This window comes from Mesorhizobium sp. M0140, assembly GCF_040322475.1.
Classification (GTDB): Bacteria; Pseudomonadota; Alphaproteobacteria; order Rhizobiales; family Rhizobiaceae; genus Mesorhizobium.
This window is the reverse complement of record NZ_JAMYTM010000028.1, coordinates 1-26,091: the sequence shown is the minus strand read 5'-3', so window position 1 is coordinate 26,091 and position 26,091 is coordinate 1. Positions and strand designations below refer to the sequence as shown.

Sequence of the window (26,091 nt, the reverse complement as noted above, 5' to 3'; positions counted from 1 at the left end):
GTCGTAAAATGAAAGGTGGGTTTATTCGTTTGCGGCGTGTGCTGGCGGCAGGTTCGACGCGCCGGAAGAGCCAGCGTGCGGCATGCGGATACGGGCGAGGAACTCGCTACCAGATGCCGGTTCTGAGGCCCGTCCAGACGTAGAACCAGATCGTCGGATGATACCACAGCTTCGAAGGCAGGCCGGGATCGATCGTCGTGAGTTTTCCAGCCAGTGCATCGCTGACGGCCTCGACGCAGATGTCGCGCGAGAACGCCGTCTGGCGTAGCGCGTGACTTGAGATGGTGTCGCCCTTTTTCGATCGTCCGCGCGCCTGCTTCAGCACGCCACCGGTGTCGACGCCAGCGTCGACGAGGTGGACAGTCGTGCCGAAATTCTGCGCATCGCCTGATACCAGAGCCCAATAGCCGCCATTCATGCCGCGATATTTCGGCGTGATGCCCGCATGGTAATTGAGCACCGGGCAGGGCATTTTGCTCAGCATCTCCGCCGAGATTAGTCGGCAACCGTTGAGCAGCACAACGCCTGGCCGGATCTTCTGGATTACCTGCAGGCACTCAAGCCCATTGGCCGAGGATACTTGGATGATCTCCTGGCCTGGTCGCGGCTCAACCTCCAGCTTCTCCTCGGCAATCAATCGCGCGCTATGGCCGGCCAGGAATCGCTTGCCCAACCTGCTCAGCACCATCGTGCCAAGCTGGCCCATGGCGGAGATCCAGCCTTGGCGGCGAGCCCGGCCACGCAGCAATTGCTTTTTGGATTCAGGGGTTTCGAGGACGACGCTGACAGGACCAACGCGATCGGCGATTGCATTGATCATAGCCCAGACATGCTGGCCGCCCCCGGTGACGACCACGATCGGACGCGTACTGGATTCTAATGCTGCCATGGATACTGCCCCCTCCAAGCAACCCGTTCTCGACAATGGACGGGATGCTAGGGTGTCCGGGTTAATCCTTGGTGATCAGCCTTCGATACACAGTCAGCGCTTGAATTCGATGATATCGAGCTTCGATTCGTAGTAGGGCGCCGGAAATTCGATGCGCCATTCCTTGGCGCTGTTGCGGAAGGCGTAGCCGACCTGGTCGGTTTGCGGGCCGCTTCCATAGGGCTTTGCCGGATCATCGTTGACATAGAAGGAGCCGAGATAGATCGCGCGTTTCTCGCCATCGTCGAAGAAGCGGCCCTTGGTGCGCTGCGAACCGCTGATCTTTTCCAGCCGCCAGCCGGAACCGTCGTCGGTCACCTTGCACTTGAACCAGCCATAGATGACGAGCGGCAAAGGCCCGCCGGCCTTGATGGTGCGGCACCGCCAACTGCCGGTCAGGTCCTTGTCGGAAAAGGCCACCAGCGGCTTTGCCAGCAGGGCATCGAGTTGCTTGACCTCGGCCGGGTTGCCTGCCTTCGCCTCGGCAAGGGCTGCCTTGCGGGTCTCGCCATATTTGTCGAGCCGTGCCTTGTCGGCTGGGGTGATGAGTTTCTGTATCTCGCCATCGGCATGAGCGGGCAGGGCGAAACAGAGGAGACCGAGTGCGGCTATCAAGAGGCGAGGTGTCATCGGTGCGTTTCCACGTTCGAATGGCTGGAGGGCCTGTTGCCTTGTGGCGCACAACTTACCCGTTCTCGATGGCCTGTCATCCAGGGTTGGAGCATAGCGGGTCAAGAATTGCTTCAGGCGTGTGCAGCCGCCTGCGCCATTCCGACCGTCAGGTCGCCGTAGCCAGTGGCGCGGCGTTCATAAACGAGACCGAGCATTTTGGCGGCCTTTTCGGCGACCTTGTCGAGTTCCGGATCATTGGTCTGGGCCAGATAGATCAGCTTCTCGTAGTTGCCGAAATAGTCCTTGATCAGTTCCGGGTGCTTGTCGAGGCCGAGCGGCTTCATGAAGAAGGCGTCGAACTGCCGGCAGAGGAAGTCGGTCATGTAGAACGACATCATGTCGTCGTCTGCGACCTTCGCGTAGGCCTCCATGCCCTGGTAGAAGGCGAAGCAATGCGGGCCGGCCATGCGCTCGACGCCATGCTTCTCGCAGACCCTGTCGAGCAGGCCGCCGGTGCCGCAATCGGCATAGCCGACGAAGATGTTGCTGTAGCCTTCGGCCTTGGCCTTTTCGATTGCCTTGTCCATGGCCGGAGCGATGCGGTCCGGGTAGAAATGGAATTCCGCCGGCAGGCAGGTCAGGTCGAGGTGATCCAGTCCGAGCTGTTCCTTGACGGCCAGAATTTCGCGCGCAATCATCCCACAGGCGATAACGAGCAGCCTGTCGTCTTGATTCGGTTTCGTTTTTTGCGTCTTGGCCATGGAACCCGTCGAGCCGGCCTTCGTTGCTGTAGCGCTAATTTATCTGCTAATTTATCTATTGAGGGAGACACCGTCCATGAAACTGCTACGCATCACGCCAATTGCCATCTTGACCTGCGCCCTGGCCCTCACGGCTTGTGCGAACACCGTCCGTGGCGTCGGCAAGGACGTCAAATCAACCGCCAATGCGGTCGAGGACACCGTCAACAATCCCTGATCTCCGCGCCCGTACTTCTTCATCTGGGAACAAAAAAGCCGCGCTGCAAGGCGCGGCTTCCTGTTGTCCATTCTGAATTGGCCAATCAGGCCGAAGCGCGCACATTGTGCTTGCGCTTCATGTAGTCCTTGGCGGTCTCGACCGCCACCGCCGCGTCTCGGCAATAGGCATCGGCGCCGACGGCCTTGCCGAATTCCTCGTTCAGCGGCGCGCCGCCGACCAGCACGACATAGTCGTCGCGGATGCCCTTTTCCTTCATCGTGTCGATGACGACCTTCATGTAGGGCATGGTCGTGGTCAAAAGTGCCGACATGCCGATGATGTCCGGCTGGTGCTGTTCGATCGCATCGAGATATTTCTCGACCGCATTGTTGATGCCGAGATCGATGACGTCGAAGCCTGCACCTTCCATCATCATGCCGACGAGATTCTTGCCGATGTCGTGGATGTCGCCCTTGACGGTGCCGATGACCATCTTGCCCTGCTTCGGCGCGCCGGTGGCGGCGAGCAGCGGACGCAGGATGAACATGCCGGCCTTCATCGCATTGGCCGACAACAGCACTTCGGGCACGAACAGGATGCCGTCGCGAAAATCCTCGCCGACGATGCGCATGCCTTCGACCAGCGCCTCGGTCAGCACCTTGTAGGGCACCCAGCCGCGCTCGAGCAGGATGTTGGTGCCTTCCTCGATTTCTTCCTTCAGCCCGTCATAGAGATCGTCGTGCATCTGCTGCACCAACTCGTCGTCGGAAAGTTCGGAAAGGATGATCTCGTCGTCGGCCATTTGTATCGAGCTCCTGCCGGCATCGCGACGTGCGTCGCAAGGCACAAAATATTCGCGTTCATACCTAACCCGCTGGGGGCAGGTATCCATAGCTGATTTGCGACTTCCCGCAAAAGGAAAGCGACCGTAACTCTCTTGGAATTCTTGTCGATTTTGCGACAGGCGTTGGCGCTGGCGGGCCGTTTCGAATAGGGTGCATGGCTACGATCGGCAAGAAGCGGCGAGATGCAGCCGCTATGGATTCCAGACAAGAACAGATTTAGGGAAGAGCCACCATGAGCGAACACGCGGCAGTCGATCAGGAAGCGTCAAACGCGCGACGTGGGCGTGGCGCCAGCGGCGGGGCTGCAGCCCGGCGGGCAGCACGTTCGGGCGGTGGCCCGGGTACGCAGCTCACCTACATCAAACGCAAGATCAACGTTTACGAGGTGCTGGACGAGGAAGGCCTGGCGCTGATCGAAAAGAACACCGACACGGTGCTCGAGGAGATCGGCATCATCTTCCGTGATGACGCGGAAGCGCTTCAACTGTGGAAAGAGGCCGGCGCCGACGTCAAGGGCGAGCGCGTGCACTTTCCGAAGGGGCTGTGCCGTTCGCTGCTCAAGACCGCGCCGTCCGTCTACACCCAGCATGCGCGCAATTCCGAGCGCTCGGTGCAGATCGGCGGCAATGCCACCGTCTTTGCGCCGGTCTACGGTCCGCCCTTCGTGCGTGACCTCGATGGCGTCAGGCGTTATGCGACGATCGAGGATTTCCAGAATTTCGTGAAGCTCGCCTATATGGCGCCGTCGATCCACCATTCGGGCGGCACGGTGTGCGAGCCAGTCGACGTGCCGGTCAACAAGCGCCACCTCGACATGATCTACAGCCACATCAAATATTCCGACAAGCCGTTCATGGGCTCGGTGACCGCGCCGGAACGCGCCGAAGACACCGTCGCCATGGCCAAGATCGTGTTCGGCGACGATTTCGTCGAGAACAACACGGTGCTGACCAGCCTGATCAACGCCAACTCGCCGATGGTGTTCGACGAGACCATGCTCGGCGCGCTGAAAGTCTATGCGCGCCACAACCAGGCCTGCATCGTCACGCCGTTCATCCTTGCCGGCGCGATGAGCCCGGTGACGGTGGCCGGCACGCTGACGCAGGTCCTGGCCGAAGTGCTGGCCGGCGCCTCGTTCACGCAGTTGATCCGTCCCGGCGCGCCGGTGCTGTTCGGCACCTTCGCCTCGTCGATTTCGATGCAGTCGGGAGCGCCGACCTTCGGCACGCCGGAGCCGTCGCTGGTGTCTTATGGCGCCGCACAGCTGGCGCGTCGGCTGGGCCTGCCGTTCCGCACCGGCGGCTCGCTCTGCGCGTCCAAGGTTCCGGATGCTCAGGCGGCCTATGAAAGCGCCAACACGCTGAACTCGACCATCCTGGCCGGCACCAACTTCGTGCTGCACTCTGCCGGCTGGCTCGAGGGCGGGCTCGCGTCCTGTTATGAGAAGTTCATGATGGACATCGATCAGCTCGGCATGACGCAGAAGTTTTCCGAGGGCGTCGACCTGTCGGAAAACGGCCAGGCGATGGACGCCATCCGCCAGGTCGGCCCCGGCAGCCACTATCTCGGCTGCGACCACACCCAGGCCAATTTCCAGACCGCCTTCTACCGCTCCAACATCGCCGACAACAATTCCTACGAGCAGTGGCTGGCCGAAGGCGAGAAGACCGCGCCGCAGCGTGCCAACGAACTTGCCCGCCGCTGGCTGGAAAGCTACGAGGCGCCGTATCTCGATCCGAGCATCGACGAAGCGTTGCAGGACTTCATCGCCAAGAAGAAGGGGTCGATGCCCGACGCCTTCACTTGAAAGGAGCCCGAGTCAGGCGGGGCTAAAGTCGCCAACATCATCCACAAGGAAGTCTGGCGGAGCGCGTTCTCCGATCCGGTCAAGAAGGAATGATTGCCGCGGGGCGCCGGGTTGAGGACATCGCGACCGTGCTTTCGGCCCATGGCCTCATCCTGCGCGGCGGCTTCAAGTGCGGAGCGAGCGAAACCCCGTTTGCCGACCTCTCAGGTGCTCCCGTCAAATCCGTCCTGCTGGTCGGGCAGGCGGGTGCAGCGCCTTGGCCGCATTTCCTGCGCTGGATCGACAAGCAATCGCAGACCATCGCCAATCCGCTCGACACGTGGTCGCGCGAAGTGATCGGAGCCGTGGCCGAGGCATTCGGGGCGCGAGCCGTTTCCCCTTCCGACAGACCTTATCTGCCGTTTCAGCAATGGGCGATGCGGGCGGAGGGACTGAAGCCGTCGCCGCTCGGCATCCTCATGCATCCGCAATACGGGCTATGGCATGCCTATCGCGGTGCGCTGCTGTTCGAGGACGAGCTTCCGATTCAAGCCGGCGAAACGGCGCCTCACCTTTGCGATAGCTGCGTCGAGAAACCTTGCCTGAAATCTTGTCCGGCCGACGCCTATTCCGCGCAAGGATTTGCTTATCAATCCTGCCTGACGCATGTGCGTGGAGCCGGCGGCTCGCCTTGCCGCAGCGGCGGCTGCCTTGATCGCAATGCGTGCCCCTATGGCACGGAGTATCGCTATCCGCCGGAGGTTCAGGCCTACCACATGGCGAGCTTCGCACGAGCCACCAACTGATCCATTCCCATTACGTGGTGCTCGTTCGCTTCGAGCATCTTGACGGCAGTTAGAAGCAAGCCTATTCATCAAGTCATCTGATGACTTGATGAATAGGCCGATGCAACCTGCTATCCGAACCAATCTCACCGACAGCGCCACCGAGAGCCTGCGGGCTGAAATCGTCAGCGGCCGCTGGGGTGTCGGCGAGCGTATCCCCAACGAGGCAGCTCTGACCGACCTTCTGTCGGTCAGTCGGGGCACCGTCCGCGAGGCGGTGCGGGTGCTGGTCTCGCAGGGGTTGCTGAATACGCGTCAGGGCTCGGGCACCTATGTGCGCTCCGCCGTCGATACTTCTGCCGCGCTTGACCGGGTCAAACGCAGCGGCTTGCGCGATCAGTGGGAGGCGCGGGCGGCGCTGGACCTCGAGGCCGCGAGGCTCGCCGCCTTGCGTCACACGCCAGCCGACCTCGAGCGGATGCGGCAATTGCTTGCCGCGCGCGGCACCGTCGCCGACGGCGGAAGCGAAGCCTTCATCCGGCGCGATCTTGCTTTCCACAAATCCGTCGTCGCGGCGTCCGGCAACAGGGCGATGATGGAGCTCTATGACTTCTTCACCGCCGCCATCACCGAGACCATCCATGCCACCATCGACGGCGATCTGCCCGAACCGGACCACCAGGCGCATGCGGCAATCGTCGACGCCATTGCCGCGAGCGATCCCGAGCGCGCCGTTGCCGCCGTCCGAGCCTTCATGGCGCCGGTGCTTGCCCAACTTGAAAGACTGCTTTCGCAATGAACCAGAGTTTTCGTCAGCCTGATCCGAAGGCCGAGGTCGAGGGTCTGGAACTCATCGATGCCGAGGCCGACAGCCTGCCCATGCCGCAGCCGCCTGAACTGCGCAGCCGTGCGGCGCGCATCGTGCTTGGCGCAAGCCTTGTGCTGATCGCCTTCAGCTTGAGGCCGCTGTTTTCCAGCCTGTCGGTGCTGTTGCCCGAGGTGATGCAGGCAACCGGTCTTTCGACGACGGGCGCGAGCCTGCTGACGACGCTGCCCGTCCTGTGCCTCGGCCTGTTCGCGCCCTTCGCGCCAAGGCTTGCGCAGCGCTACGGGGCCGAACGCACTTTACTGGGTGCACTCGCGCTGCTGGTGCTGGGAACAGGGCTGCGCTGGTTCGGTACGGTTCCCCTGCTGTTTGTCGCCACCTTCCTGGCCGGCGGCTCGATTGCCATCGGCAATGTGCTGCTGCCGGGCCTGGTGAAGCGCGATTTCGCCGACAGGGCCGCTGTCATGACCGGGCTCTACACCATGGCGCTCTGCGCCGGTTCGGCCGCCGCCGCGGGCTTCACGCTGCCGATCGAGCATTTTGTCACCGGTTCATGGTCCGGGGCACTCGCTGCTTGGGCGGTGCCTACATTGGTCGTGCTTTTGATCTGGATTCCGCAGGCGCTGGGCAGCCGTCGGCAGGTCAGTCATCGCGGCTTTCACGTCGTCGGGCTTTGGCGCGATCGCCTGGCTTGGCAGGTGACGCTGTTCATGGGGCTGCAGTCGGCACTTGCCTATTGCATCTTCGGCTGGCTGGCGCCGATCCTGCGCGAGCGCGGCTTTGACGCGGCCACCGCCGGTGCGATGGTTTCGGTGTCGGTGATGGCGCAGGTCATCACGTGCCTCGCCGTGCCATCCTTTGCGATGCGGCTGAAGGACCAGCGCGGCATCAATGTGGCGCTCGTTGCCACGGCGGTGATCGCGCTGCTCGGCATTCTCTTTGCGCCGACCTCGACGGTGCTGTTCTGGGCGGTCCTGCAAGGCATTGGGCAGGGGGGCCTTATCGCGGCTGCCATGAGCTTGATCGTGCTGCGTTCGCCGGATTCGCATGTCGCCGCGCATCTTTCAGGCATGGCGCAAGGCGTCGGCTATGTACTGGCGGCATTCGGCCCGCTGCTGGTGGGCCTGATCCGCGATTGGACCGGCAGTTTTTCGGGGACGGCGTTCCTGTTCGTCGCGCTCGGGCTTGGCGTAGCCATCATGGGGCTCGGTGCCGGCCGTGCGCTGCATGTCGGCGCGCGGACCGTGCGCGAGGGCGAGCAATAGCGTCACGCAATCCTGCACGAAATGTTGACTGTCAGGTTCAGGGAACGCCTTGCCGTATCGGCTTGGCCGGATATGTATCGCGCATCAATCGAACGGAGCGGGCGATGACGAAGCAGGACCTGCAGATCAAGACCAGGGATGGCGTTGCCAAAGCAGGGCTTTTTCACTCGGCAAACGCATCTCCTGCCAAGGCCGGCGTCATTCTCTATCAGGACGCCTTCGGTCCGCGACCGGCGCTCGACAGCCTGGCCGAGCGGCTGGCGAATGAAGGTTATGCGGTGCTGGTGCCCGACCTGTTCTACCGCAACGCGCCTTACGGGCCGTTCGACGCCAAGACCGCGTTCGTCGAGGAAAAGACCAAGACAGCGCTGATGGCGCTGGTCACCGGCACGACGCAGGAGATGACCATCAGCGACAGCGGTGCATTCCTCGACGCGCTTGCGGCGGAAGGCATCACCGGGCCGATCGGTACCGTCGGCTATTGCATGGGTGGCGGCCGGGCACTGAATGCGGCTGCAACCTATCCCGACAGGATCAAGGCGGCGGCAAGCTTCCATGGCGGCAATCTGGCCAGCGACGCCGCCGACAGCCCGCATCGTAAGGCAGCCTCCATCAAGGCGCGCGTCTATATCGGCATGTCGGGTGTCGACAGAAGTTTCCCGCCGGAACAATCGATGCGATTGGAGGAAGCGTTGCGGGTTGCGGAAGTCGACCACGTCATCGAGAACTATGCCGGCATGGCGCATGGCTGGTGCGTGCCCGATCATAGCGTTTTCAATGCCGCGGGTGCCGAACGCCATTGGAAGCGGCTGACGACGTTGTTCGCCGAGACGCTGATCTAAGGTCAGGGGTCGCGCCCCTGAGCAGGACGCTACGTGACTTTGAACCAGAATGGCAGCCGATGCGGCGAAGAGTGAGCGATGCTTGCCCTTTCGACGGCGGCAGATGACTGTTCACCTTGCCGCCGCCGGATCAGGCTGCGCCTAGGCGTTTGCCTTGCGATAGGCTGCTACGACAAGCCAAATTGCGGAGAGCAGAAAGTAAAACGCGCCGAACCCGGCATAAGGGGCGATGTCCAGAATCGTCGGCGCAGCCGTGCCGAGGGATCGGCTGATCATGAAGCCGCCAGCGAGGGCCGACTGCGCACCACTCAGGATCATCGCCCATTGTGCGCCTTGGTAGCGCCAACGCTTTAATCCCGTGTTCAGCTGTAGCAGGCCCGAGAGGATCGCCCAAACCCCAAACACGGCCAGAACGGCATACATGCTGTTGGCGACCGCCACGATGACAGCGAGCGTCGTTATCAGGCTGACCACGACGTTCAATGCCTGGGACGAGTTGGCTTTCAGGCCGCCATTTACCCTGGCGTCAACCAGATTGGCGAGGGCGTCCCATGCGGGGTAGATCACGAGCAGAAGCGCGGTGGGACCGGGTTGCCCGTTGAATAGGATGGCGGCAGCAACCCAGGCGATAGAAAATATGGCGCGTACGAAATAATAGGATCGTAGCCATCCGGACTGGGTGAAAGATTGGTTTTGCATCGGCAGATTTCTTATTGCTATCTACCTATTAGTAGGTAGCCAAAACCTCTAAGTCAACCCGATCTCCGGACACCTCCCTGTGAGAATCGGGAACGATGCATAACCTTGACAGTTCGCCTACCAGAAGGTAGGCAGCGATATGGAATCAATGGCTTCGACTTCAGAAAAGATCCTCGATGTCGCGCAGTCTCTCATCGTCGCGGGAGGCTACAACGGGTTCAGCTATGCCGATATCTCGGCTGCCATCGGGATCAGGAAGGCGAGCATCCACCATCATTTTCCGACGAAGGCCGAGCTGGTTTCGGTGCTGGTGGATCGTTACAGGCGGCAGGCCGAAGTGGGTTTGGAGTCTCTCCGGGGAGAACTCTCAAGCCCTGCTGAACAACTGCAGTCCTACATGAACTATTGGCGGACATGCATTCGCGATGCCTCGCCGTCCTTCTGCGTCTGCGCGATGCTCGCCGGCGAGATGCAGATGCTGCCGGAAGAGGTCGCATCACGCGTTCGTGCCCATTTCCAAAATCTCGCGGGATGGCTTACGTCGGTGCTGCGGGCTGGAATGGAGCAGGACTTGTTCCGCTTGAACAACCGGCCGGAGGAGGAGGCCCAGATGCTGATGGCATCGGTTCATGGGGCAATGCTGTCCGCGAGGGCTTTCAGTGATCCCGGGCTGTTCACCACAATCGTCACCCTCCAGATCACCATGCTGCTGGGACGGAATTGCTAGAAAACTGTCGGGCCAAAGTGGTATCAGGCAGCACAAATGGCGCGGCCCCATGTGAGTGGGTCGAGCGGAAACGAATAGCCTGATGCAATCCTATGATGTCGTGATCATCGGCGCGGGTGCCGCCGGAATGATGTGCGCCGTGGAGGCGGCCAAGCGCGGCCGTTCGGTGCTGATCCTCGATCATGCGGCAATGCCTGGCGAGAAGATCCGCATCTCCGGCGGCGGCCGGTGCAATTTCACCAACATCCATGCCAGCCCGAAGAATTTTCTGTCGGGCAATCCGCATTTCTGCATTTCGGCGCTCAGCCGCCACACGCAGCGCGATTTCATCGCCCTCGTCGAACGCCACCGCATTGCCTATCACGAGAAGACGTTGGGGCAGCTGTTTTGCGACGGCTCGGCGCGCCAGATCATCGACATGCTGGTCTCGGAAATGCAGGGCAGGGGCGTGGAGCTGGCGCTCTCGACCAGCGTTGAGGATGCCCGCAAAACCGTGGAGGGGTTTGCGCTCACCCTCTCCACAGGCTTGGTTACTTGCCAGTCGCTGGTCGTGGCCTGTGGCGGCAAGTCGATCCCCAAGATGGGGGCGACCGGTTTCGGCTATGAGCTTGCCGAACGGTTCGGCCTTGCCATCGTCGAAACGCGGCCGGCGCTGGTTCCGCTGACCTTCGACGCAAACACGCTCGAGCGGCTGGCGCCGCTGGCCGGCAATGCCGTGGACGCGGAAGTCGCCTGCGGCAAGACGCGGTTCTCCGAAGCGATGCTGTTCACGCATCGCGGCGTCAGCGGACCGTCCATCCTGCAGATCTCGTCCTATTGGCGCGAGGGCGATGAAATCCGCATCGCCATGCTGCCGGGAGTTGACGTGGCGGACCTCATCCGCGTGGCCAAGCGAAGCAATGGGCGGCAAGCGGTACAGACGGTGCTGGCAAATCATCTGCCGAAGCGGCTTGCGCAGTCGATCGCCGAGCGCACCGGGATCGACGGCAACCTTGCCGATCTTTCCGACGCCCAGATGAAAACCATAACTGCCGCAGTCAATGACTGGCGCATCAAGCCTGCCGGCTCGGAGGGCTACCGCACCGCCGAAGTGACGCTGGGCGGGGTCGACACCAACGGGCTGGACCAGAAGACGATGCAGGCGAAATCCGTGCCGGGCCTGTTTTTCATCGGCGAAGTCGTCGATGTCACGGGTTGGCTGGGCGGCTATAATTTCCAGTGGGCATGGTCATCGGGCTGGGTGGCGGGGCAGGCGGCCTAGACTTACGTCCGTGGCTTCGTCCCAGCAGCCGCCTTCTTCTTCTTTTTGGCCTGGTTGTAATCGATGGCGGCACGGACGAGGTCTTTCAGGGCGCCCTCGTCGAGCTTTTCGCCCTCGAACATGTCGATTGCCCGCCACACCTTGCCGCCAAAACCGTTGTTGAACAGCTTGTCGGGGTCCGGCAGGCTGGCGCCATGGGAAAAGGTCAGCTTCACCTTGTCTTTGTGGGCGTTGCCGACCACGATGTTGCCGTCGAGGCACCATACCGGGCTGCCCATCCACTTCCACTCCTCGACGATGTCCGGGTCGGCTGCAAGGATGGTCTTGCGGATGCGGGCGAGCGTCTCGCCGCGCCAGTCCGAGAGGCCAGCGATCAATTGGTCGATTTGTTGCGAGGGGGTCATTGGGTGCCTTCCTGTGCCTCGACGCGTTCAACCGCTGCCTGTCACCAGCGCGTCAGTTGGGTGATCTGAACGAGATTGCCGCAGCTGTCGTTCAGCTGGACGATGGTCGAACCGGTCACCTCGGTCGGCGGCATGGTGAACGCGCCGCCCTTCGCCTTGATGCGCTCGTAGTCGCCCTTGACGTCGTCGGTGAAGAACATGATCGCGGGCTGGCCCTGCTCGAAGATGGCTTCCTGATAGGCCTTGGCGGCCGGGTTGTCGTTGAGCGCGAGTTGCAGCTCGGTTCCATCAGGCTCGTCGGCTGAGATCACTGTCAGCCAGCGAAAAGGCCCGTTGCTGAAATCGGCTTTTTTGGCGAGGCCCAGCACGTCGGTGTAGAAGCGCAGTGCGTTTTCCTGGTTGTCCACATACACGCTGGTCAGCTTGATCTTCATCGCTCTTTCTCCTGTGTGTTATTCGGCCGTTACGGGATCCAGCCGGGCTGCGCGGCCGCCTGCTTGACCCAGTCCGCCATCCGCGCCTCGTCGAACTGGTCTTCGCGGATGTCGATCCAGCGCACATCCTTGCTCTTTGCCGTGCCGCCTGGTGGGATCGGCTGCAATGAGATGCCACTGAAAAAGGTCACCTTCAAATAGTGGGTGAAGACATGAAACGACACGAACCAGCCCTGGCCTTCGATGCCGTAGAAGGGCGAGTTCCATCGCACGGCTTTGCGGACGTCCGGCACGTTGCGCTCGATGAGCGCGTCGAGGCGTTCGCCCAGGCCGCGCTTCCAACCCGGCATCGCAGCGATATAGGCCTGCACCGGGGCGTCACCATCGCCCTTGGCGATTTGCGGGTTGCCGCCCGAGAGCAGCACTGGCGCAGCCTTGGTCAATTGACCCTGTGTCTTGACCATTCTACCCACTCCTATCCGCGCGCACGCTGCGCGCCGCGTCCCTTGGCGGCATAGGGCAGCACGAACATGTACAGGCCGCTGAACAGCAGCAGGAAGAGCGGCAGGAGCGGCGAGTAGACCACCCAGGCGGGAGGCTGCCCGAATGCCATGGTGGCGAAGTTGGCGATGACGGTCAGCGTAAAGATGATCGACAGCCAGCGATGAATTTGCCGAACCCACATGTTCCAGTCCAATAGTTCCTCCTGTCAAAACAGCCGACGCGGACCACCGATCCGCACCGGCGGGTTTCAATCTATCCGCGCCAGGACTTGACTCAGATTTGCAAGGTACTGCCGCCACCCGCTCGTCGCGCCCCGGTACGCCTGCTCCTGATCCGGCCGGAAGCCGGACTGTTCCATGCGCAACCGGGTGCCCGTGCTGGTCGGCAGGAGAGTCCAGGTGACGACACTCTCAAGGCCATAGGCCTGCCACGTGTAGGACAGTGTCTTGTTCAGCTCGACGGCTGTTACCTGACAGTCGACAACGATGCTCACGTCAAGTTGCGGTTCCTTTCGCAGCTTGAAACGGTGGTCCACGACTGGCTGGAAGTCGTTCTTCATCAACCATTCCTCGATGAGATGCGGCTGGGTCAGCGCGCGCCAGATTTTTTCCGGCGGATAGGGGATCTCACGTTCGACGATGACGGAGCGCGTTTCGGTCGCGATGTTGGTCATTGGTCCATTCTTTTGAGCAAATTTTCGAGATCATCGAACCGGCTCTGCCAGAACGCATTCATCTGGTTCGTCCAGTCGGTCAGCGGGGAAAGTGCTGCGAGCTGGGCGCTATAATGGGTCTGCCGTCCTTGATGGCGGTCACGCACGAGCCCGGCCTGCCTGAGCACGCCGAGATGCTTCGACACCGCCGGCTGCGAGACCCCCGACTGAGCCGTCAGGGCACCGACCGTCTGCTCGCCTTGCCGGCACAGGCGCTCGAAGATCGCACGACGCGTCGGATCGGAGAGCGTTCTGAAGAGGACGTCGTGAGCGTTGTTCATTTTGGATCGATAACCCGGTGGCTATTGATTGACGTATAACCGCCGAGATATGGATGTGTCAAGCGGGGTGCCGGCGGTCACGATCCGGCGGTTTCCAAAAAAATCTTTCCATTGCCCCAAGGATTAGCCATTAGCCTTCGTCCAACAGGCAAATGATGGCGATGATGCTGGATGAGAGCGAAGCCTCCGACGCCGAACTGATCGGGCGGGCGAAGGGCGGAGACAGGGGGGCCTTCAGCACATTGCTGGAAAGGCACTATGACTTCGTCTATCGCGCTGCCTATCGCTGGTGCGGCAGGAAGGCCGATGCCGAAGACATAGCCCAGGAAGTCTGCGTCAGGCTGGGCAAGGCGATCCGCGACTATCGCGGCGGCGGCGCCTTCACCACATGGCTCTATTCCGTGACCCTGAACGCCGCGCGCGACATGATGCGCAAATCCGCCCGCGAGACAGTCAAGACAGAGGCCTATTGCGTCCATGCACTGATCTCGGGCGAGGCGTCGATCGAACCGGAAGACCCCGCCGAAGCGCTATGGGCCGCGGTGCGGCAATTGCCGGACAAGCAGCGCGACGCCGTGCTTTTGGTCTATGGCGAAGGATTGAGCCACGCGGCCGCCGCCGAGGCGATGGCGATCTCGGAGACAACGGTTTCCTGGCACATCCATGAAGCGAAGAAACGGCTGAAGACGCTGATGCGCGCGGCCGGGGAAGTGTGACCATGGTCGACGACAATGAACTCAACAGACTGCGCGATATCGCAGCACCGGCGCCCGCCAAGGATGCCAAGGCACGTGCCTTCGAGGCCGCCCTGCGCGCCTATGATCAGGAAAATATTTCTGCTGTCTCCCAAGGATCGGTTGGCGGGCTTCGTCTCACAGAGCGAGCACAAAAGCTCTGGAGCGAGATCATGCAAAAGAAACTTATTGCCACGCCGGCCCTTGCCGGGCTCGTCGCCCTGCCGATCGCCGGATACGCCACCTTCCATTTGCTGAGGGAACAGCCGCCCAAATTCGGCGGCGACGAGAAGATCAGCGAGACGCTGGCCGACAAGCCGACGACGGTGAAGCCGACGACCGCCGAGCCGAAGCCGGCTCGCGGCGAGTTGGAGAAGGACAAGAAGGCGGACGCCGATGTGGAAAGCCGCGACGCCACCGATGCGCTTGTGGCGCCGGCCTCGCCGCAGAAATCCGAATCGACCGTTGCTGGGGGCGCTGCACAACAAAATGCGCTGGAGCGCGGTGTGCTGGCCGAGCCTGCGCCACCGGCACCGACAGGTGAATTCGCACTGGATGGCGCTGCAAGTGTACCCAGCACCTCGCGAGCCCGCATGGCGGCGGAGTCGAAGCTGATGGCGCCGCAGCAGCCGGCTATGGCGCCGGCCGACCAGATGCTGCCGCAGGAGGAAAATCGCGACCGTATCGAGGATTTCAAGACCAATCCGGTGCATGCGGCACTCGAGGACCCGGTCTCGACCTTCTCGATCGACGTCGACACGGCCTCCTATTCCTTCGTGCGCAGCTCGCTGAAGCAGGGCTACCTGCCGCAGGCCGATACGGTGCGTGTCGAGGAGATGATCAACTACTTCCCCTATGACTGGAAGGGTCCGGAGTCGGCTTCGACCCCGTTCAACTCGACCGTCAGCGTGATGCCGACGCCGTGGAACACGCGGACCAGGCTGATGCATGTCGCCATCAAGGGGTTTGACGTCAAGCCGACCGAGCAGCCGAAGGCCAATCTGGTCTTCCTGATCGATGTCTCGGGCTCGATGGACGAGCCGGACAAGCTGCCGCTGCTCAAATCGGCCTTCCGGCTGCTGGTCAGCAAGCTGAAGGCCGACGACACCATTTCGATCGTCACCTATGCCGGTGACGCCGGCACAGTCCTGGAGCCGACCAAGGCGTCCGAAAAGGACAAGATCCTCAACGCCATCGACAATCTGACGCCCGGCGGCAGCACGGCCGGCGAGGCGGGCATCAAGGAAGCCTACAGGCTGGCGCAAAAATCCTTCGTCAAGGACGGCGTCAACCGGGTGATGCTCGCCACCGACGGCGACTTCAATGTCGGCCAGACCGACGACGACGATCTGAAGCGGCTGATCGAAAAAGAGCGCAAGACCGGTGTCTTCCTGTCGGTGTTCGGCTTCGGCCGCGGCAATCTGAACGACCAGATGATGCAAACCATTGCCCAGAACGGCAACGGCACCGCCGCCTATATCGATACGCTGGCCGAGGCCGAAAAGGTGCTGGTCGAGGATGCCTCGTCGACGTTGTTCACCATCGCAAAGGACGTGAAGATCCAGGTCGAGTTCAACCCGAACAAGGTCTCGGAATATCGCCTGATCGGCTACGAGACCCGCGCCTTGAACCGCGAGGATTTCAACAATGACCGCGTCGATGCCGGCGACATTGGTTCGGGCCATTCCGTTACCGCGATCTATGAAATCACGCCAAAGGGCAGCGGCGGCGAGCAGATCGACGCGCTGCGTTATGGTCAGGCGTCGGTGGACAATGGCGGCGTCGCCAACGCGGACGAATATGCCTTCGTCAAGATCCGCTACAAGCTTCCGAATGAAGACGTCTCGAAGCTGATCACCACGCCGGTGACCTCGGCCAACGAGATTTCGTCCTTCGACCAGGCCAGCACCGACCAGCGCTTCTCCGTCGCGGTCGCCGCCTTCGGCCAGAAGCTGCGCGACCAGGATGCGACCGCGAAGTTCGGTTACGACAAGATCATGGAGATCGCCACTGCCGCTCGAGGAGCCGACCCGTTTGGGTACAGGTCCGAGTTCCTCTCGCTTGTGCGCCTTGCCTCGGCGCTGGGCGGTAACCGGTAGTGGTGATGACGGCCGGTTTCTTTCAGATGGGATCGTTCTGATACGGGAAATCGACCGCGGGCGGGTGAGGCAGGCCGGCGAGGGATTCATTCCCTTGCCGGCCTTTTTTCGCGGATTTTCCGGGTCGTTAAATTGCGCCGCTTTTCTGGTACCGGATCGCAACTCCCTCTTGTTACACAGGCCATGCCTACGGGGCTTGAGGGAGCCGGAATTGCAGATCAGGACTATCGCCAACTCGACACCCCCGGCGCGGGACGCCTCGGCGGTTTCATCAGCCCCATCATCCGAATCCAGGCGTATCAGCGACGATGTCGCGCAGGCGCGCCACACCGCTATGTCGGCGCTGACCAACGACCGCTTTCGCATCATGCTGGAGCAGATCACCGATCCGGTTTCATCCGGCGCGCTGATGACGATGCGCGGCGACAATGTGGTCGACTTCAAGTCGGCGCAGTCGAGCTACGCCGACAACAGCGAATAATCGAAACCGATAAGGTCAGGCCCGGCTGCGGCGGCGCTCGCGGCGGGCTTCGCTGGTCTCGGCGGTGTTTTCCGTCGCCACCTTGTTGCGCATCGGACCGATGCGCTCGACGATCGCGGCAACCGTCGGACGATCCGCCTTGGTGTGCGCGTCGAGCGCTTTGCGCATCGCGGCAAGGTGCTGGAACGAGGTGCCGCAGCAGCCGCCGATAATTTTGGCGCCGCCATCGACGGCGAGCCTGACATAGTCGGCCATCAGTTCGGGTGTGCCGGAATAATGGATTTCGGTGCCGCGGAATTCGGGAATGCCGCAATTGCCCTTGACGATCACCGTCGCCTCCGGCTTCGCCTCGGTCATGTCGAGCAGCGAGGCCAGGATATCGGACGCGCCGACGCCGCAATTGGCGCCGACGCCGAGCGGCGCCTGCGATAAGCCGTCGACGACGCCGTGGATATCCCTGGGCAGCAGGCCCATCATGGTGCGGCCGGCGGTGTCGAACGAACCGGTGTAGGTGTAGGGCAGGCCGACGCGGATCGCCGCTTCGGCAGCGGCGCGGATCTCGTCTGGAGCCGACATTGTCTCGATCCAGGCAACTTCGGCGCCGCCTTCCTTGAGACCCTCGATCTGCTCGGCGAAGGCGTCGACCGCCTCGTCATAGGTCATGGCGCCAAGCGGCACCAGCAATTCGCCGGTCGGTCCGATCGAGCCGGCGACGATCACCTTGCGGCCGGCCTTGTCGGCAACGGCACGAGCAAGCTCGGCGGCGCGCTTGTTCAGCGCATGCGCGCGGTCCTGCGCATGGTGCAGCTTCAAGCGGTGACGGGTGCCGCCGAACGAGTTGGTGAGGATGATGTCGGCGCCGGCATCGACGAAATTCTGGTGCAGGCTGGTGATGGTGTCGGGCGCCGTCTCGTTCAGCAGCTCGGGTGCCTCGCCAGCCTCCAGACCCATGGCGAACAAATTGGTGCCGGTGGCGCCATCGGCCAGCAGCACGCCCTTTTCAGCCAGCAGCGCATCGATCGGGTTGGTGGTCGTCATCGGATTGGCTTTCACGTTTCGAAGTCGAATAAGGATATAAAGAAGTCTTTATGTGTAGTCAATGAATAGCTAGGACGGATTCGCCCATGCGGCGCCTTGAGCCATGGCGCGGTGGTGATCTTGGCTGCCGAAAATCAGACAGTTCCTGTTGGGAACGACATGCCGGCCAGTCTGTGTGCGAAGCCGGACGCCTCGTGCGCATTGATGTCGGCAGCCCGGATCAGATTGTCGAAATGCTGGATCAGCGTCTGGATCGGCTGGGTGGCGTTGAGCACCAGATACATGTCGCCGACATAGATGGCGGCACGATAGGGGCCGAAGATGGTGTAGGGGATCGAATAGCGCATCCGCCCATCATAGAGAAACAGCCGGAAGGTCGGGTAGAGGTCGTCGAGCAGCGTCGCCATGTGCAGCAACTGGGCGCGCCGGTCGGCTTCGGGGAAACGGTCCCAGACACCCAGCCCGCGGGCGAAGATCTCCAGCGTGTGGCGCGGCATGCAGACTTCCATGTCGGTTTCCGGCCGCCTGTTGTAGTCGATGCGGTATTGCGTTTCTCCGGCTTGCGCCAGGCGGCTCTTGTTGGTGATGCCGGCTTCGTAGTCGACCAGTGCTTCGGTGCGCAAGAGGTCGGGGATGCCGGCCGGCACGTAGCGGATCTTGGTGCCGGCCGCCTCGGCATGCCATTTGGCCAGCAGGGTGCGGTCGAAACCGTCGGGTGCCTCCTCGATCTCCAGGCTCTCGCGGATTTCGCCGGTGAGACCCTCGTCCTGGCTGAGGCCGAGTAGCCAGTCCAGCGACACTTTGAACTCGGCGGCGATGTTGAGCAGCGTTTCGGCGCGGGGCAGGCGGGTCGAGGCGCCCGACAGCAGCTGCGACAGCGCCGAGCGGTCGATGCCGACCGCGGTCGCGAAGGCCGACTGGTTCAGGTCGGAGCGTGTCAAGAGCATTTTCAGGCGTTCGCGGAAGATCGTCGACAGGTCGCGCTTGTCCATGTGCGGGCTCCACCTCGATTGAGGAAAAATTTGCGCCGAATCGCTTCCGAGCGCGCCTCAGGCGTAAATGAATCTCTAGAACTGTTTACAATGTATAACATGTGCGGTCAAAAATGCGCAATCGCAACAGTTTGTGTACCTTGTCTCGTTGAGTGAAATCATTTCTCCTGACACAATACTGTCAGGAACCAATTGGGGTTCCGGCGACTGAGGGACAGTGGTCGATAGCATGACGAGCAAGGGCATCAGGCGACACAGCGTACCGGCCATCGAGTGGCCAACCGTGATACTCGCCTTCTTCTGCTACGCAACATGGCTCGCCACCGGTTTTCTGCTCTGGCCATCCTATCCCGTCCTGGCGCTCGCCGTGCTGGCTTTCACCGCTGCACTGCAATCGTCAATCATGCACGAAGTGCTGCACGGTCATCCGACACGCAACGCGCGGGTGAACGAAGCCTTCGTGTTCCTGCCGATCGGTCTGGTCTGGCCGTTCCGCCGCTTCAAGACCATCCATCTGCGCCACCACGCCGACGAGCGGCTGACCGACCCGTTGGACGATCCAGAGAGTTATTACCAGGCGCTCTGGCAGCATGACGAGCTGCCGCCGACGATGAAATTCCTGCTCAAGATCAACAACACCATGGCCGGCCGCTTCGTGCTCGGCCCGTGGCTGTCCTGCGTCGGCTTCTTCATCGACGACGCCAAGCAGATGTTCGCCGGCGACAAGGCGATCCGCAAGGCGTGGCTGCTGCACGCGATCGGCCTTGCCGTCGTGCTGCCGATCGTCCAGTTCGGCTTCGGCATCCCGCTGTGGCTTTACATTCTCGTGCCGGTCTGGCTCGGCCAGTCGCTGATCTCGATCCGCACGTTCGCCGAGCATCAATGGTCGGAACATCCGGAAGGTCGCACGGTGATCGTCGAGCGTTCGCCGCTGTCGTTCCTGTTCCTCAACAACAATCTGCACTTCGTCCACCACAAGACCCCGACCGTGGCCTGGTACAAGCTACCCAAGCTGTTTCGTGACCGCCGTGAGGAATGGCTGCGGATGAACAACGGCTATGCCTATCCGAACTATTTCGCGCTGATCAAGGCTTACGCCTTCAAGGCAAAAGAGCCGATCGTGCACCCGGTGCTGCGGCGTCAAGCCGAGCCGGGCAGGGCCTTCAAGCCGCGCATCAGGGCGCGCAGCATCAGCGGGCTTGGCAGTGCGCCGGTTCCCGCCGAGCCGCCCAAGGAATAATCCGGCCTATCCGGGGGTCCGTGTCGGCCAATTCTGATTGGACGCCGCGTTTTTGCGATCCTTTTTCCAGACATGATGATTTGATATCGGCATGAGTGAATTAGTTGCGGCGTTGCCGATGTATGATTGGCCCGAAGTGCGCGGCGAGGTCGACGCGCAATGGGTGCTGCTGCGCGATGCTTTCCGGGGAAAGGGCATTGACGCGCCGGAAACCATCGCGCGTCGCAATGGTGACCTGCCGCCGGTGCCGGGCGGAATTCGTGATGCTGCCGGTGCATTGATCGCACCCGATCCAGCGACATTGCCGCCGGACGAACTCGATTTTCACAGACTGTGGCTGCACCCGGCGCTGCTGTTCGCGCAGACCTGCTGGGGGCCGATGGAACTCGGCCTGTCCAGGCATGTGCAGGTGGTCGCCCAGCCAAGCTACGACGCCTACGAAGGCGGGCAGGGCGAGCTCTATTCCAGCGCTATCGTCATGCTGGCGGATGGCGCGCCGTCGGTTGCCTCGCCCAATGACGGCAGCCCGCTGGTCCCACTCGATCGCATCCGTGGCAAGCGCTTCACCTTCAACAGCCTCGATTCGATGTCGGGGTTCCTCGGTTTGACGCGCGACCTGGAGGCGATGGGCGAGAGCCTTGACCTCTTTGCCTCGCGCAGCGAAAGCGGTGGGCACCGTTCCTCGATCGTGGCAATTGCCGAGGGCAAGGCCGATATAGCGGCCATCGACTGCGAGAGCTGGGCACTGGCGCAGCGTTTCGAGCCGGCGGCGAAAAAGGTGGTGGTCATCGGCTGGACCGGGCGGCGCAAAGGCCTGCCTTACATCACCGCCGCGGTGACACCGGAAAAGACGGTTGGGGCGTTGCGCGAGGCCCTTGCCGGGCTAGCCGAGCAGCCTCGCATCCAACGGGTAGGTTGAGAGCTGTTCGTTGCCGGTCTCGGTGATCAGGATCTGTTCCTCGATCTTGACGCCTTCGCGCCCGCCAAGCCGGCCGATATAGCTTTCCACGCACAGGACCATGCCCGGTTCCAGCACGCCGTCCGGCGTGTCCGATGTCCAGTCGCTGGCATGCGGTAGTGTCGGATACTCGTCGGCCAGGCCGACGCCATGATAGAGCACGCCGTATCGCGTCGGGAAGCAGTCTCCCGGTGGCACGGCCGAGCGCTCGACGAGGTCGCGAAACGAGATGCCCGGCTGCATCAGTGCCGTGTTGTGCTCGATCTGATCGGCGGCGATACGGAACAGGTCGCGCTGTTCATTGGTCGGCTTTGCATCGCCGCACAGCCATGTCCGCGACAGGTCGGCGCAGAAGCCGTAGGGGCCGATAAGGTCGGTGTCGAAGGCGACGAGGTCGCCTGATACAATCTTGCGTGACGAGCATTCCTGGAACCACGGATTGGTGCGCGGGCCTGACGTCAGCAGCCGCGTCTCGATCCATTCGCCGCCGCGCGCGATGTTGCCGCGGTGCAGTTCCGCCCACAATTCGTTTTCGGAAATCCCCGGCTTCAGCGCCTGTTCCATCTCGCCCATCGCCGCCTCGCAGGCGGCGATGGCGCGGCGCATGGCGAGGATTTCGTCCGGCGATTTGATCAGCCGCGCGTTCTCCATCACCGCTTCGCCATTGCCGATGGAAATGCCGAGGCGAGCCAGCTCCTCGACGCCTTCCGGATTGATATGGTCTACGGCGATGCGGCTGTTGCCGCCGCCATGCTCTTTCACCAGATCGGCTATTCCTGCGGCCCAGCGGCGGACCTTTTGCTCGGTCAGTTCGCCGCCATAAAGATACATCCAGGATACCGCCGGCCGCACTTCGTCGACGACGCCGGAATGGTCGGACAAATGCTCGCAGGAGAAATAGTCGAACAGCACCACCGGCCCGTCGGTGGCGACAAAGCAATGCCGCGTCGGGTTGTGCGCCACCCACAGCTGCATGTTGGTCGAGTCGGTGGGGTAGCGGATGTTGACGGGGTCGTAGAGCAGGGCGCCGGCATAGCCGCGCCGCTTCAGCTCGGCGCGGATACGCTCCAGCCGGTATTGACGCATGGCAGGCAGATCGGGCGCGGCAATGCCTGCCGCGGCCCATTCAGCTTCGGCCTGCGCGCCATAGCCCAGCACATGCTGGTTGAGCGAAGCCGCCTTCCGGCGGGAGGCGTCGCGGAGGGCCTCGATCGAGCCTGGCTCGAACGGCATGATCTTGCGATGGCGGCCAAAGCTGCCCTTCGGCCCCGCGCTGTCCATGGTCGAACCTCAGGTCCGCATCTTCTCGCCGCTCGGGTCGAAAGGCGCTTCGACGTTGATGCGGGCCGGCCGGCGGTGTCCGAGGATCTCGATCTCGAACAGGCCCGCGCTTTCGTCCTCGGCAAGAGCCGCCGGCACATAGCCTTGCGCCATCGACTTCTGCACATAATGCGCATATCCGCCCGACGTGACCCAGCCAACCACGCGCCAGTCGCCGTCGACGATGCCGCGCACGGCGGACGCGCCTTCGGCAGCCTTGGAGCCGCGTATTTCCTTGCCGCCCTTGTCGAAGCGTGGCGCGCCATAGCCATGCGGCTTTTCCACCGTGCCGTAGTCCTTGCTGACCTTGGCCCAGATCGGTTCGTCGCCCATGACGTCGGCGTCGGCGGCATCGACGATGAAGGAGACGCGGCGCAGCTTCGGACCCTCGACCTGTTCCTTGGCGGCAGCCTCGCGGCCGATGAAGTCGTTCTTCTCCAGTTTGATGAAGCGGTCCATCGCCCCTTCGAACGGGCCGTAGATCGGCCGCAACTCGCGGAACCAGGTCGGAAAATTCTTTTCGAGGCGCATGGAGAGCAGCGCGCGCATGCCGAAATCGACAAGGCCGAATTCCTCGCCGGCGTTCTTGATCGCTTTGTAAACCAGGCGCTCGTAGGCCGGCGCCATCCAGATTTCATAGCCGAGGTCGCCGGTGTAGGTGATGCGGTTGACCATGCAGGGCGCCCCGCCGACCGCCATCTCGCGGAAATCCATGAAGCGGAAGGCTTTTGTCGAGACGTCGACATCGACCAGTTTCTGCAGCAAGTCCCGTGATTTCGGCCCGGCGATCGACAGGCCGACCAGGGTCTGGTCGAAGCGGTGGATGCGCACCGTTCCGTCCTTCGGCAGGTGCTTCTCGAACCAGCGCATGTGGTATTTCTGCGCCGCCGACGAGCCCCAGATCATGAAGCGGTCTTCTGCCGCCTTGGCGATGGTGAAGTCGCCGATCAGCTTGCCGAATTCGTTGAGCATCGGCGTCAACACGATGCGGCGGGTCTTCGGCATGCGGTTGGTCATCAGCCGGTTGAGGAAATCCTCGGCCGCGGGTCCCGAGACTTCGTATTTGGCAAAATTGGCGATCTCGGTGACACCGACACGCTCACGCGTGGCGCGCACTTCCTCGCCGATCGGCCCAAAATCGTTGGAGCGGTGGAAGGAGACGATATCCCTGGGTTCCTTGCCTTCAGGTGCGAACCAGAGCGGTGTCTCAAGGCCCCAGCTGTCGCCCATGACGGCGTTGTTGGCCAGCATCGTGTCGTAGAGCGGGGTCGTCTGCGCCGGGCGTGCCGCCGGGAGTTCCTCATTGGGGAAGCGGATGGAGAAGCGGCGCGAATAGTTTTCGCGCACCTTGGCGTTGGTGTAGCGCAGGCCGGCCCATTCGCCGAAGCGGGTGACATCCATGCCCCAGACGTCGAAGCCGGGATCGCCATGGACCATCCAGTTCGACAGCGCCAAGCCGACGCCGCCGCCCTGGCTGAAGCCGGCCATCACGGCGCAGGCGCACCAAAAATTGGTCAGGCCCTGCACCGGGCCGACCAGCGGGTTGCCGTCGAGCGCGAAGGTGAAGGGGCCGTTGATGATCTGCTTGATGCCGGCCTTCTCGATGCCGGGGAAATGCTTGAAGCCGATTTCCAGCGACGGCGCGATGCGGTCGAGGTCGGGCGGCAGCAATTCATGGCCGAAATCCCACGGCGTGTTGACCGGCGACCACGGCTTGCAGGCCTTCTCATAGGTGCCGAGCAGGATGCCGTTGCGCTCCTGGCGGGTGTAGATCTCGCCCTTGAAGTCGAGCACGCCGATCATTTCGCGGCCGGTCGACTTGTTGAACTCCTCGACCTCCGGCATCGGCTCGGTCAAGAGATACATGTGCTCCATGGCCAGAACCGGCAGCTCGACGCCGACCATGCGGCCGATCTCGCGCGCCCACAGGCCGCCGCAGTTGACGACATGCTCGGCCTTCACCGTGCCCTGTTCGGTGACGACGTTCCAGGTGCCGTCGACCTCCTGTGTCAGTTCCACAACGCGGTTGCGCAGCACGATCTCGGCGCCGAGTTTTTTTGCCGCCTTGGAGTAGGCGATGGTGGTGCCCGACGGATCGAGATGGCCTTCCACCGGATCCCACATGGCGCCGACGAAATTGGTCTCGTCCATCAGCGGAAACATCGCCTTGGCTTCGGACGGGGTGATCAGCTCTGTGTCCATGCCGAGATAGCGGCCCTTGGCGTGGGCCAGCCGCAGGAAATCCATGCGCTCTGGCGTATCAGCCATCATCACGCCGCCGGTCAGGTGCAGCGAGCAGGACTGGCCGGATATCTCCTCGATCTCCTTGTAGAGTTGCACCGTATAGGCCTGCAGCTTGGCGACGTTGGGGTCGCCGTTCAGCGTGTGGAAGCCTCCCGCCGCATGCCAGGACGAGCCCGAGGTGAGCTCCGAGCGCTCGATCAGCATGATGTCGGTCCAGCCGGCCTTGGCCAGATGGTAGAGAACCGAGCAGCCGACGACGCCGCCGCCGATGACAACCGCTTTTACGTGAGATTTCATCTAGATAAGTCCGTTTTTGAAGAGATTGAATTGGGTGAGCGGGGTGTGAAGACAAAGCGGAGATCGGATGCAGCGATGTTCTCGGCCAGCCTGCCATCAAGCGCGGCGAGGATGGTTTCACAGACCGACGTGCGATGTTTCAGGACGTCATGGTTCCAAACACGCAGGATCGAATAGCCTTGAGCGCGCATGAAGTCGTCGCGGTGGCGGTCATATGAACTGCCGGCGTGTTGGTGCCCGTCGATTTCCACGACAAGCCAATTTTCGCGGCAAGCGAAGTCAGCGTAGTATGGTTCGATAGAGAACTGTCGCGTGAACTTGTAACCGCCAAGCTTGCGGGCTTTTAACTCAAGCCAAAGCAGCGCTTCGGCTTGATTGTCGCCTTGCCTGAGTTTTCTCGCTCGCCGAGTTGTGCCTGTTTTTCGGCGGCTGCGCGTTTCATGAACGGCTTCCCCCACTCCGTCGCCGCTTCGCGGCGCCACCTTTCCCCCCTCCGGAGGGAGAGGAAGGGAGCCAGCCTGTATAAGCTCGCACCTTTCCTCTACCCCGTCGATCGGGGGAGAGGTGTCGAGCGTAGCTCGACGGAGTGGGGGTCGACTGTTCATCAAAGCAATGCTTCCGCCTGGTTGCCCGCTTGCCGTAGGTTACGCGCTATCTTCGTTGTACCAATTTTGCGGCGGCTGCGCGTTTCAGGAACGGCTTCCCCCACTCCGTCGCCGCTTCGCGACGCCACCTTGTATCTACACGAGAGAGATTTCGTGGGATTAGAGCGATTGAGCCAAGGTCCGGGCGGCCGCCCGGACCTTGGCTTGGCGAA

Annotated in this window: 29 protein-coding genes; 13 read left to right on the top strand and 16 right to left on the bottom strand. The window is 62.2% G+C overall.

From position 1 onward, the window contains the following. Positions 1–106 precede the first annotated feature (106 nt). From NKJ37_RS24445 to NKJ37_RS24435, 3 genes are all read right to left on the bottom strand, one after another. On the bottom strand, positions 107–889 hold the full coding sequence (locus NKJ37_RS24445) for a formyl transferase (RefSeq protein WP_352609522.1): 783 nt from the start codon (positions 887–889) through the stop codon (positions 107–109). Positions 890–982: 93 nt separating this feature from the next. After that, positions 983–1,558, bottom strand: coding sequence for a DUF4893 domain-containing protein (locus NKJ37_RS24440; RefSeq protein ID WP_352609524.1), 576 nt, complete (start codon positions 1,556–1,558; stop codon positions 983–985). 113 nt (positions 1,559–1,671) lie between these two features. Next, positions 1,672–2,301 carry a DUF1638 domain-containing protein gene (locus NKJ37_RS24435; protein WP_352439868.1) on the bottom strand — a complete coding sequence of 210 codons (630 nt, stop codon included), beginning with the start codon at positions 2,299–2,301 and terminating at the stop codon, positions 1,672–1,674. 76 nt (positions 2,302–2,377) lie between these two features. On the opposite strand from NKJ37_RS24435, the gene NKJ37_RS24430 reads away from it, so the two are divergent. Continuing rightward, positions 2,378–2,518, top strand: coding sequence for an entericidin A/B family lipoprotein (locus NKJ37_RS24430; RefSeq protein ID WP_023812312.1), 141 nt, complete (start codon positions 2,378–2,380; stop codon positions 2,516–2,518). A gap of 85 nt (positions 2,519–2,603) precedes the next feature. On the opposite strand, the gene NKJ37_RS24425 is transcribed toward NKJ37_RS24430, so the two are convergent. Beyond that, positions 2,604–3,302 carry a cobalamin B12-binding domain-containing protein gene (locus tag NKJ37_RS24425; RefSeq protein WP_023812311.1) on the bottom strand — a complete coding sequence of 233 codons (699 nt, stop codon included), beginning with the start codon at positions 3,300–3,302 and terminating at the stop codon, positions 2,604–2,606. 275 nt (positions 3,303–3,577) lie between these two features. Here NKJ37_RS24425 and NKJ37_RS24420 point away from each other — a divergent pair, with 275 nt between their 5' ends. The 5 genes from NKJ37_RS24420 to NKJ37_RS24400 all read left to right on the top strand — a co-directional run bounded on the left by NKJ37_RS24420 (position 3,578) and on the right by NKJ37_RS24400 (position 8,849). After that, positions 3,578–5,152, top strand: a complete 1,575-nt coding sequence (locus NKJ37_RS24420; RefSeq protein WP_023812310.1) for a trimethylamine methyltransferase family protein — start codon at positions 3,578–3,580, stop codon at positions 5,150–5,152. A gap of 89 nt (positions 5,153–5,241) precedes the next feature. Next, positions 5,242–5,937, top strand: a complete 696-nt coding sequence (locus NKJ37_RS24415) for a hypothetical protein (RefSeq protein WP_352439869.1) — start codon at positions 5,242–5,244, stop codon at positions 5,935–5,937. 100 nt (positions 5,938–6,037) lie between these two features. Beyond that, positions 6,038–6,715, top strand: coding sequence for a FadR/GntR family transcriptional regulator (locus tag NKJ37_RS24410; protein ID WP_128304376.1), 678 nt, complete (start codon positions 6,038–6,040; stop codon positions 6,713–6,715). Further along, positions 6,712–8,007, top strand: coding sequence for a CynX/NimT family MFS transporter (locus NKJ37_RS24405; protein ID WP_352439870.1), 1,296 nt, complete (start codon positions 6,712–6,714; stop codon positions 8,005–8,007). Before NKJ37_RS24410 ends, NKJ37_RS24405 begins: the two co-directional genes overlap by 4 nt. A 104-nt stretch (positions 8,008–8,111) precedes the next feature. Beyond that, positions 8,112–8,849, top strand: coding sequence for a dienelactone hydrolase family protein (locus NKJ37_RS24400; protein ID WP_352439871.1), 738 nt, complete (start codon positions 8,112–8,114; stop codon positions 8,847–8,849). Positions 8,850–8,990: 141 nt separating this feature from the next. On the opposite strand, the gene NKJ37_RS24395 is transcribed toward NKJ37_RS24400, so the two are convergent. Further along, the gene (locus tag NKJ37_RS24395; protein ID WP_023812305.1) at positions 8,991–9,548 is read right to left on the bottom strand and encodes a DUF308 domain-containing protein; all 558 of its coding nucleotides are present in this window, start codon (positions 9,546–9,548) and stop codon (positions 8,991–8,993) included. A gap of 139 nt (positions 9,549–9,687) precedes the next feature. Here NKJ37_RS24395 and NKJ37_RS24390 point away from each other — a divergent pair, with 139 nt between their 5' ends. Then, the gene (locus NKJ37_RS24390; protein WP_023812304.1) at positions 9,688–10,275 is read left to right on the top strand and encodes a TetR/AcrR family transcriptional regulator; all 588 of its coding nucleotides are present in this window, start codon (positions 9,688–9,690) and stop codon (positions 10,273–10,275) included. An 82-nt stretch (positions 10,276–10,357) separates the two neighbouring features. Then, the gene (locus tag NKJ37_RS24385; protein WP_352775334.1) at positions 10,358–11,536 is read left to right on the top strand and encodes a BaiN/RdsA family NAD(P)/FAD-dependent oxidoreductase; all 1,179 of its coding nucleotides are present in this window, start codon (positions 10,358–10,360) and stop codon (positions 11,534–11,536) included. A 2-nt stretch (positions 11,537–11,538) separates the two neighbouring features. On the opposite strand, the gene NKJ37_RS24380 is transcribed toward NKJ37_RS24385, so the two are convergent. The 6 genes from NKJ37_RS24380 to NKJ37_RS24355 are packed head-to-tail and all read right to left on the bottom strand — an operon-like array spanning position 11,539 to position 13,871. Beyond that, positions 11,539–11,940, bottom strand: a complete 402-nt coding sequence (locus NKJ37_RS24380; protein WP_023812302.1) for a DUF1801 domain-containing protein — start codon at positions 11,938–11,940, stop codon at positions 11,539–11,541. Positions 11,941–11,981: 41 nt separating this feature from the next. Further along, entirely contained in the window at positions 11,982–12,374 is a 393-nt protein-coding gene (locus NKJ37_RS24375; protein WP_023812301.1) for a VOC family protein, read from the bottom strand. Positions 12,375–12,403: 29 nt separating this feature from the next. Beyond that, positions 12,404–12,838 carry a DUF1801 domain-containing protein gene (locus NKJ37_RS24370; RefSeq protein WP_352629347.1) on the bottom strand — a complete coding sequence of 145 codons (435 nt, stop codon included), beginning with the start codon at positions 12,836–12,838 and terminating at the stop codon, positions 12,404–12,406. Positions 12,839–12,849: 11 nt separating this feature from the next. Next, positions 12,850–13,071: a hypothetical protein gene (locus tag NKJ37_RS24365; protein ID WP_023812299.1), complete on the bottom strand. Its 222-nt coding sequence runs from the start codon at positions 13,069–13,071 to the stop codon at positions 12,850–12,852. Between the two features lie 54 nt (positions 13,072–13,125). Further along, positions 13,126–13,551: an SRPBCC family protein gene (locus NKJ37_RS24360; protein WP_023812298.1), complete on the bottom strand. Its 426-nt coding sequence runs from the start codon at positions 13,549–13,551 to the stop codon at positions 13,126–13,128. Then, positions 13,548–13,871: an ArsR/SmtB family transcription factor gene (locus tag NKJ37_RS24355; protein WP_023812297.1), complete on the bottom strand. Its 324-nt coding sequence runs from the start codon at positions 13,869–13,871 to the stop codon at positions 13,548–13,550. The genes NKJ37_RS24360 and NKJ37_RS24355 overlap by 4 nt, the downstream gene beginning before the upstream one ends. A 155-nt stretch (positions 13,872–14,026) precedes the next feature. Here NKJ37_RS24355 and NKJ37_RS24350 point away from each other — a divergent pair, with 155 nt between their 5' ends. The 3 genes from NKJ37_RS24350 (at position 14,027) to NKJ37_RS24340 (ending at position 17,185) form a co-directional block, all read left to right on the top strand. Continuing rightward, the gene (locus NKJ37_RS24350; RefSeq protein ID WP_023812296.1) at positions 14,027–14,587 is read left to right on the top strand and encodes an RNA polymerase sigma factor; all 561 of its coding nucleotides are present in this window, start codon (positions 14,027–14,029) and stop codon (positions 14,585–14,587) included. Positions 14,588–14,589: 2 nt separating this feature from the next. Beyond that, a complete protein-coding gene (locus NKJ37_RS24345) occupies positions 14,590–16,704 on the top strand; it encodes a YfbK domain-containing protein (RefSeq protein ID WP_352775331.1) in 2,115 nt (704 codons plus the stop codon). A gap of 211 nt (positions 16,705–16,915) precedes the next feature. Then, a complete protein-coding gene (locus NKJ37_RS24340; protein ID WP_352775328.1) occupies positions 16,916–17,185 on the top strand; it encodes a hypothetical protein in 270 nt (89 codons plus the stop codon). A 15-nt stretch (positions 17,186–17,200) separates the two neighbouring features. Here NKJ37_RS24340 and bmt read toward each other — a convergent pair whose 3' ends face one another. After that, positions 17,201–18,223 carry a betaine--homocysteine S-methyltransferase gene (gene bmt / locus NKJ37_RS24335; protein WP_352775325.1) on the bottom strand — a complete coding sequence of 341 codons (1,023 nt, stop codon included), beginning with the start codon at positions 18,221–18,223 and terminating at the stop codon, positions 17,201–17,203. Positions 18,224–18,357: 134 nt separating this feature from the next. Continuing rightward, positions 18,358–19,215: a helix-turn-helix domain-containing protein gene (locus NKJ37_RS24330; RefSeq protein WP_023812292.1), complete on the bottom strand. Its 858-nt coding sequence runs from the start codon at positions 19,213–19,215 to the stop codon at positions 18,358–18,360. 229 nt (positions 19,216–19,444) lie between these two features. On the opposite strand from NKJ37_RS24330, the gene NKJ37_RS24325 reads away from it, so the two are divergent. Together NKJ37_RS24325 and NKJ37_RS24320 are read left to right on the top strand one after the other, a co-directional pair. After that, positions 19,445–20,455: a fatty acid desaturase gene (locus tag NKJ37_RS24325; protein WP_352775322.1), complete on the top strand. Its 1,011-nt coding sequence runs from the start codon at positions 19,445–19,447 to the stop codon at positions 20,453–20,455. A gap of 91 nt (positions 20,456–20,546) precedes the next feature. Continuing rightward, on the top strand, positions 20,547–21,374 hold the full coding sequence (locus NKJ37_RS24320; protein WP_023812290.1) for a phosphate/phosphite/phosphonate ABC transporter substrate-binding protein: 828 nt from the start codon (positions 20,547–20,549) through the stop codon (positions 21,372–21,374). Here NKJ37_RS24320 and NKJ37_RS24315 read toward each other — a convergent pair. From NKJ37_RS24315 to NKJ37_RS24305, 3 genes are read right to left on the bottom strand one after another with little or no spacing between them, the layout of a single operon-like run. Continuing rightward, positions 21,339–22,694 (bottom strand): M24 family metallopeptidase, encoded by a 1,356-nt coding sequence (locus NKJ37_RS24315; RefSeq protein ID WP_352775319.1) that lies wholly within the window; start codon positions 22,692–22,694, stop codon positions 21,339–21,341. The two genes, NKJ37_RS24320 and NKJ37_RS24315, sit on opposite strands and share 36 nt — an antisense overlap. Before the next feature lie 9 nt (positions 22,695–22,703). Continuing rightward, entirely contained in the window at positions 22,704–25,274 is a 2,571-nt protein-coding gene (locus NKJ37_RS24310; RefSeq protein WP_352775316.1) for a GcvT family protein, read from the bottom strand. Beyond that, a complete protein-coding gene (locus NKJ37_RS24305; RefSeq protein ID WP_128303963.1) occupies positions 25,271–25,756 on the bottom strand; it encodes an endonuclease domain-containing protein in 486 nt (161 codons plus the stop codon). The genes NKJ37_RS24310 and NKJ37_RS24305 overlap by 4 nt, the downstream gene beginning before the upstream one ends. Positions 25,757–26,091 lie beyond the last annotated feature (335 nt).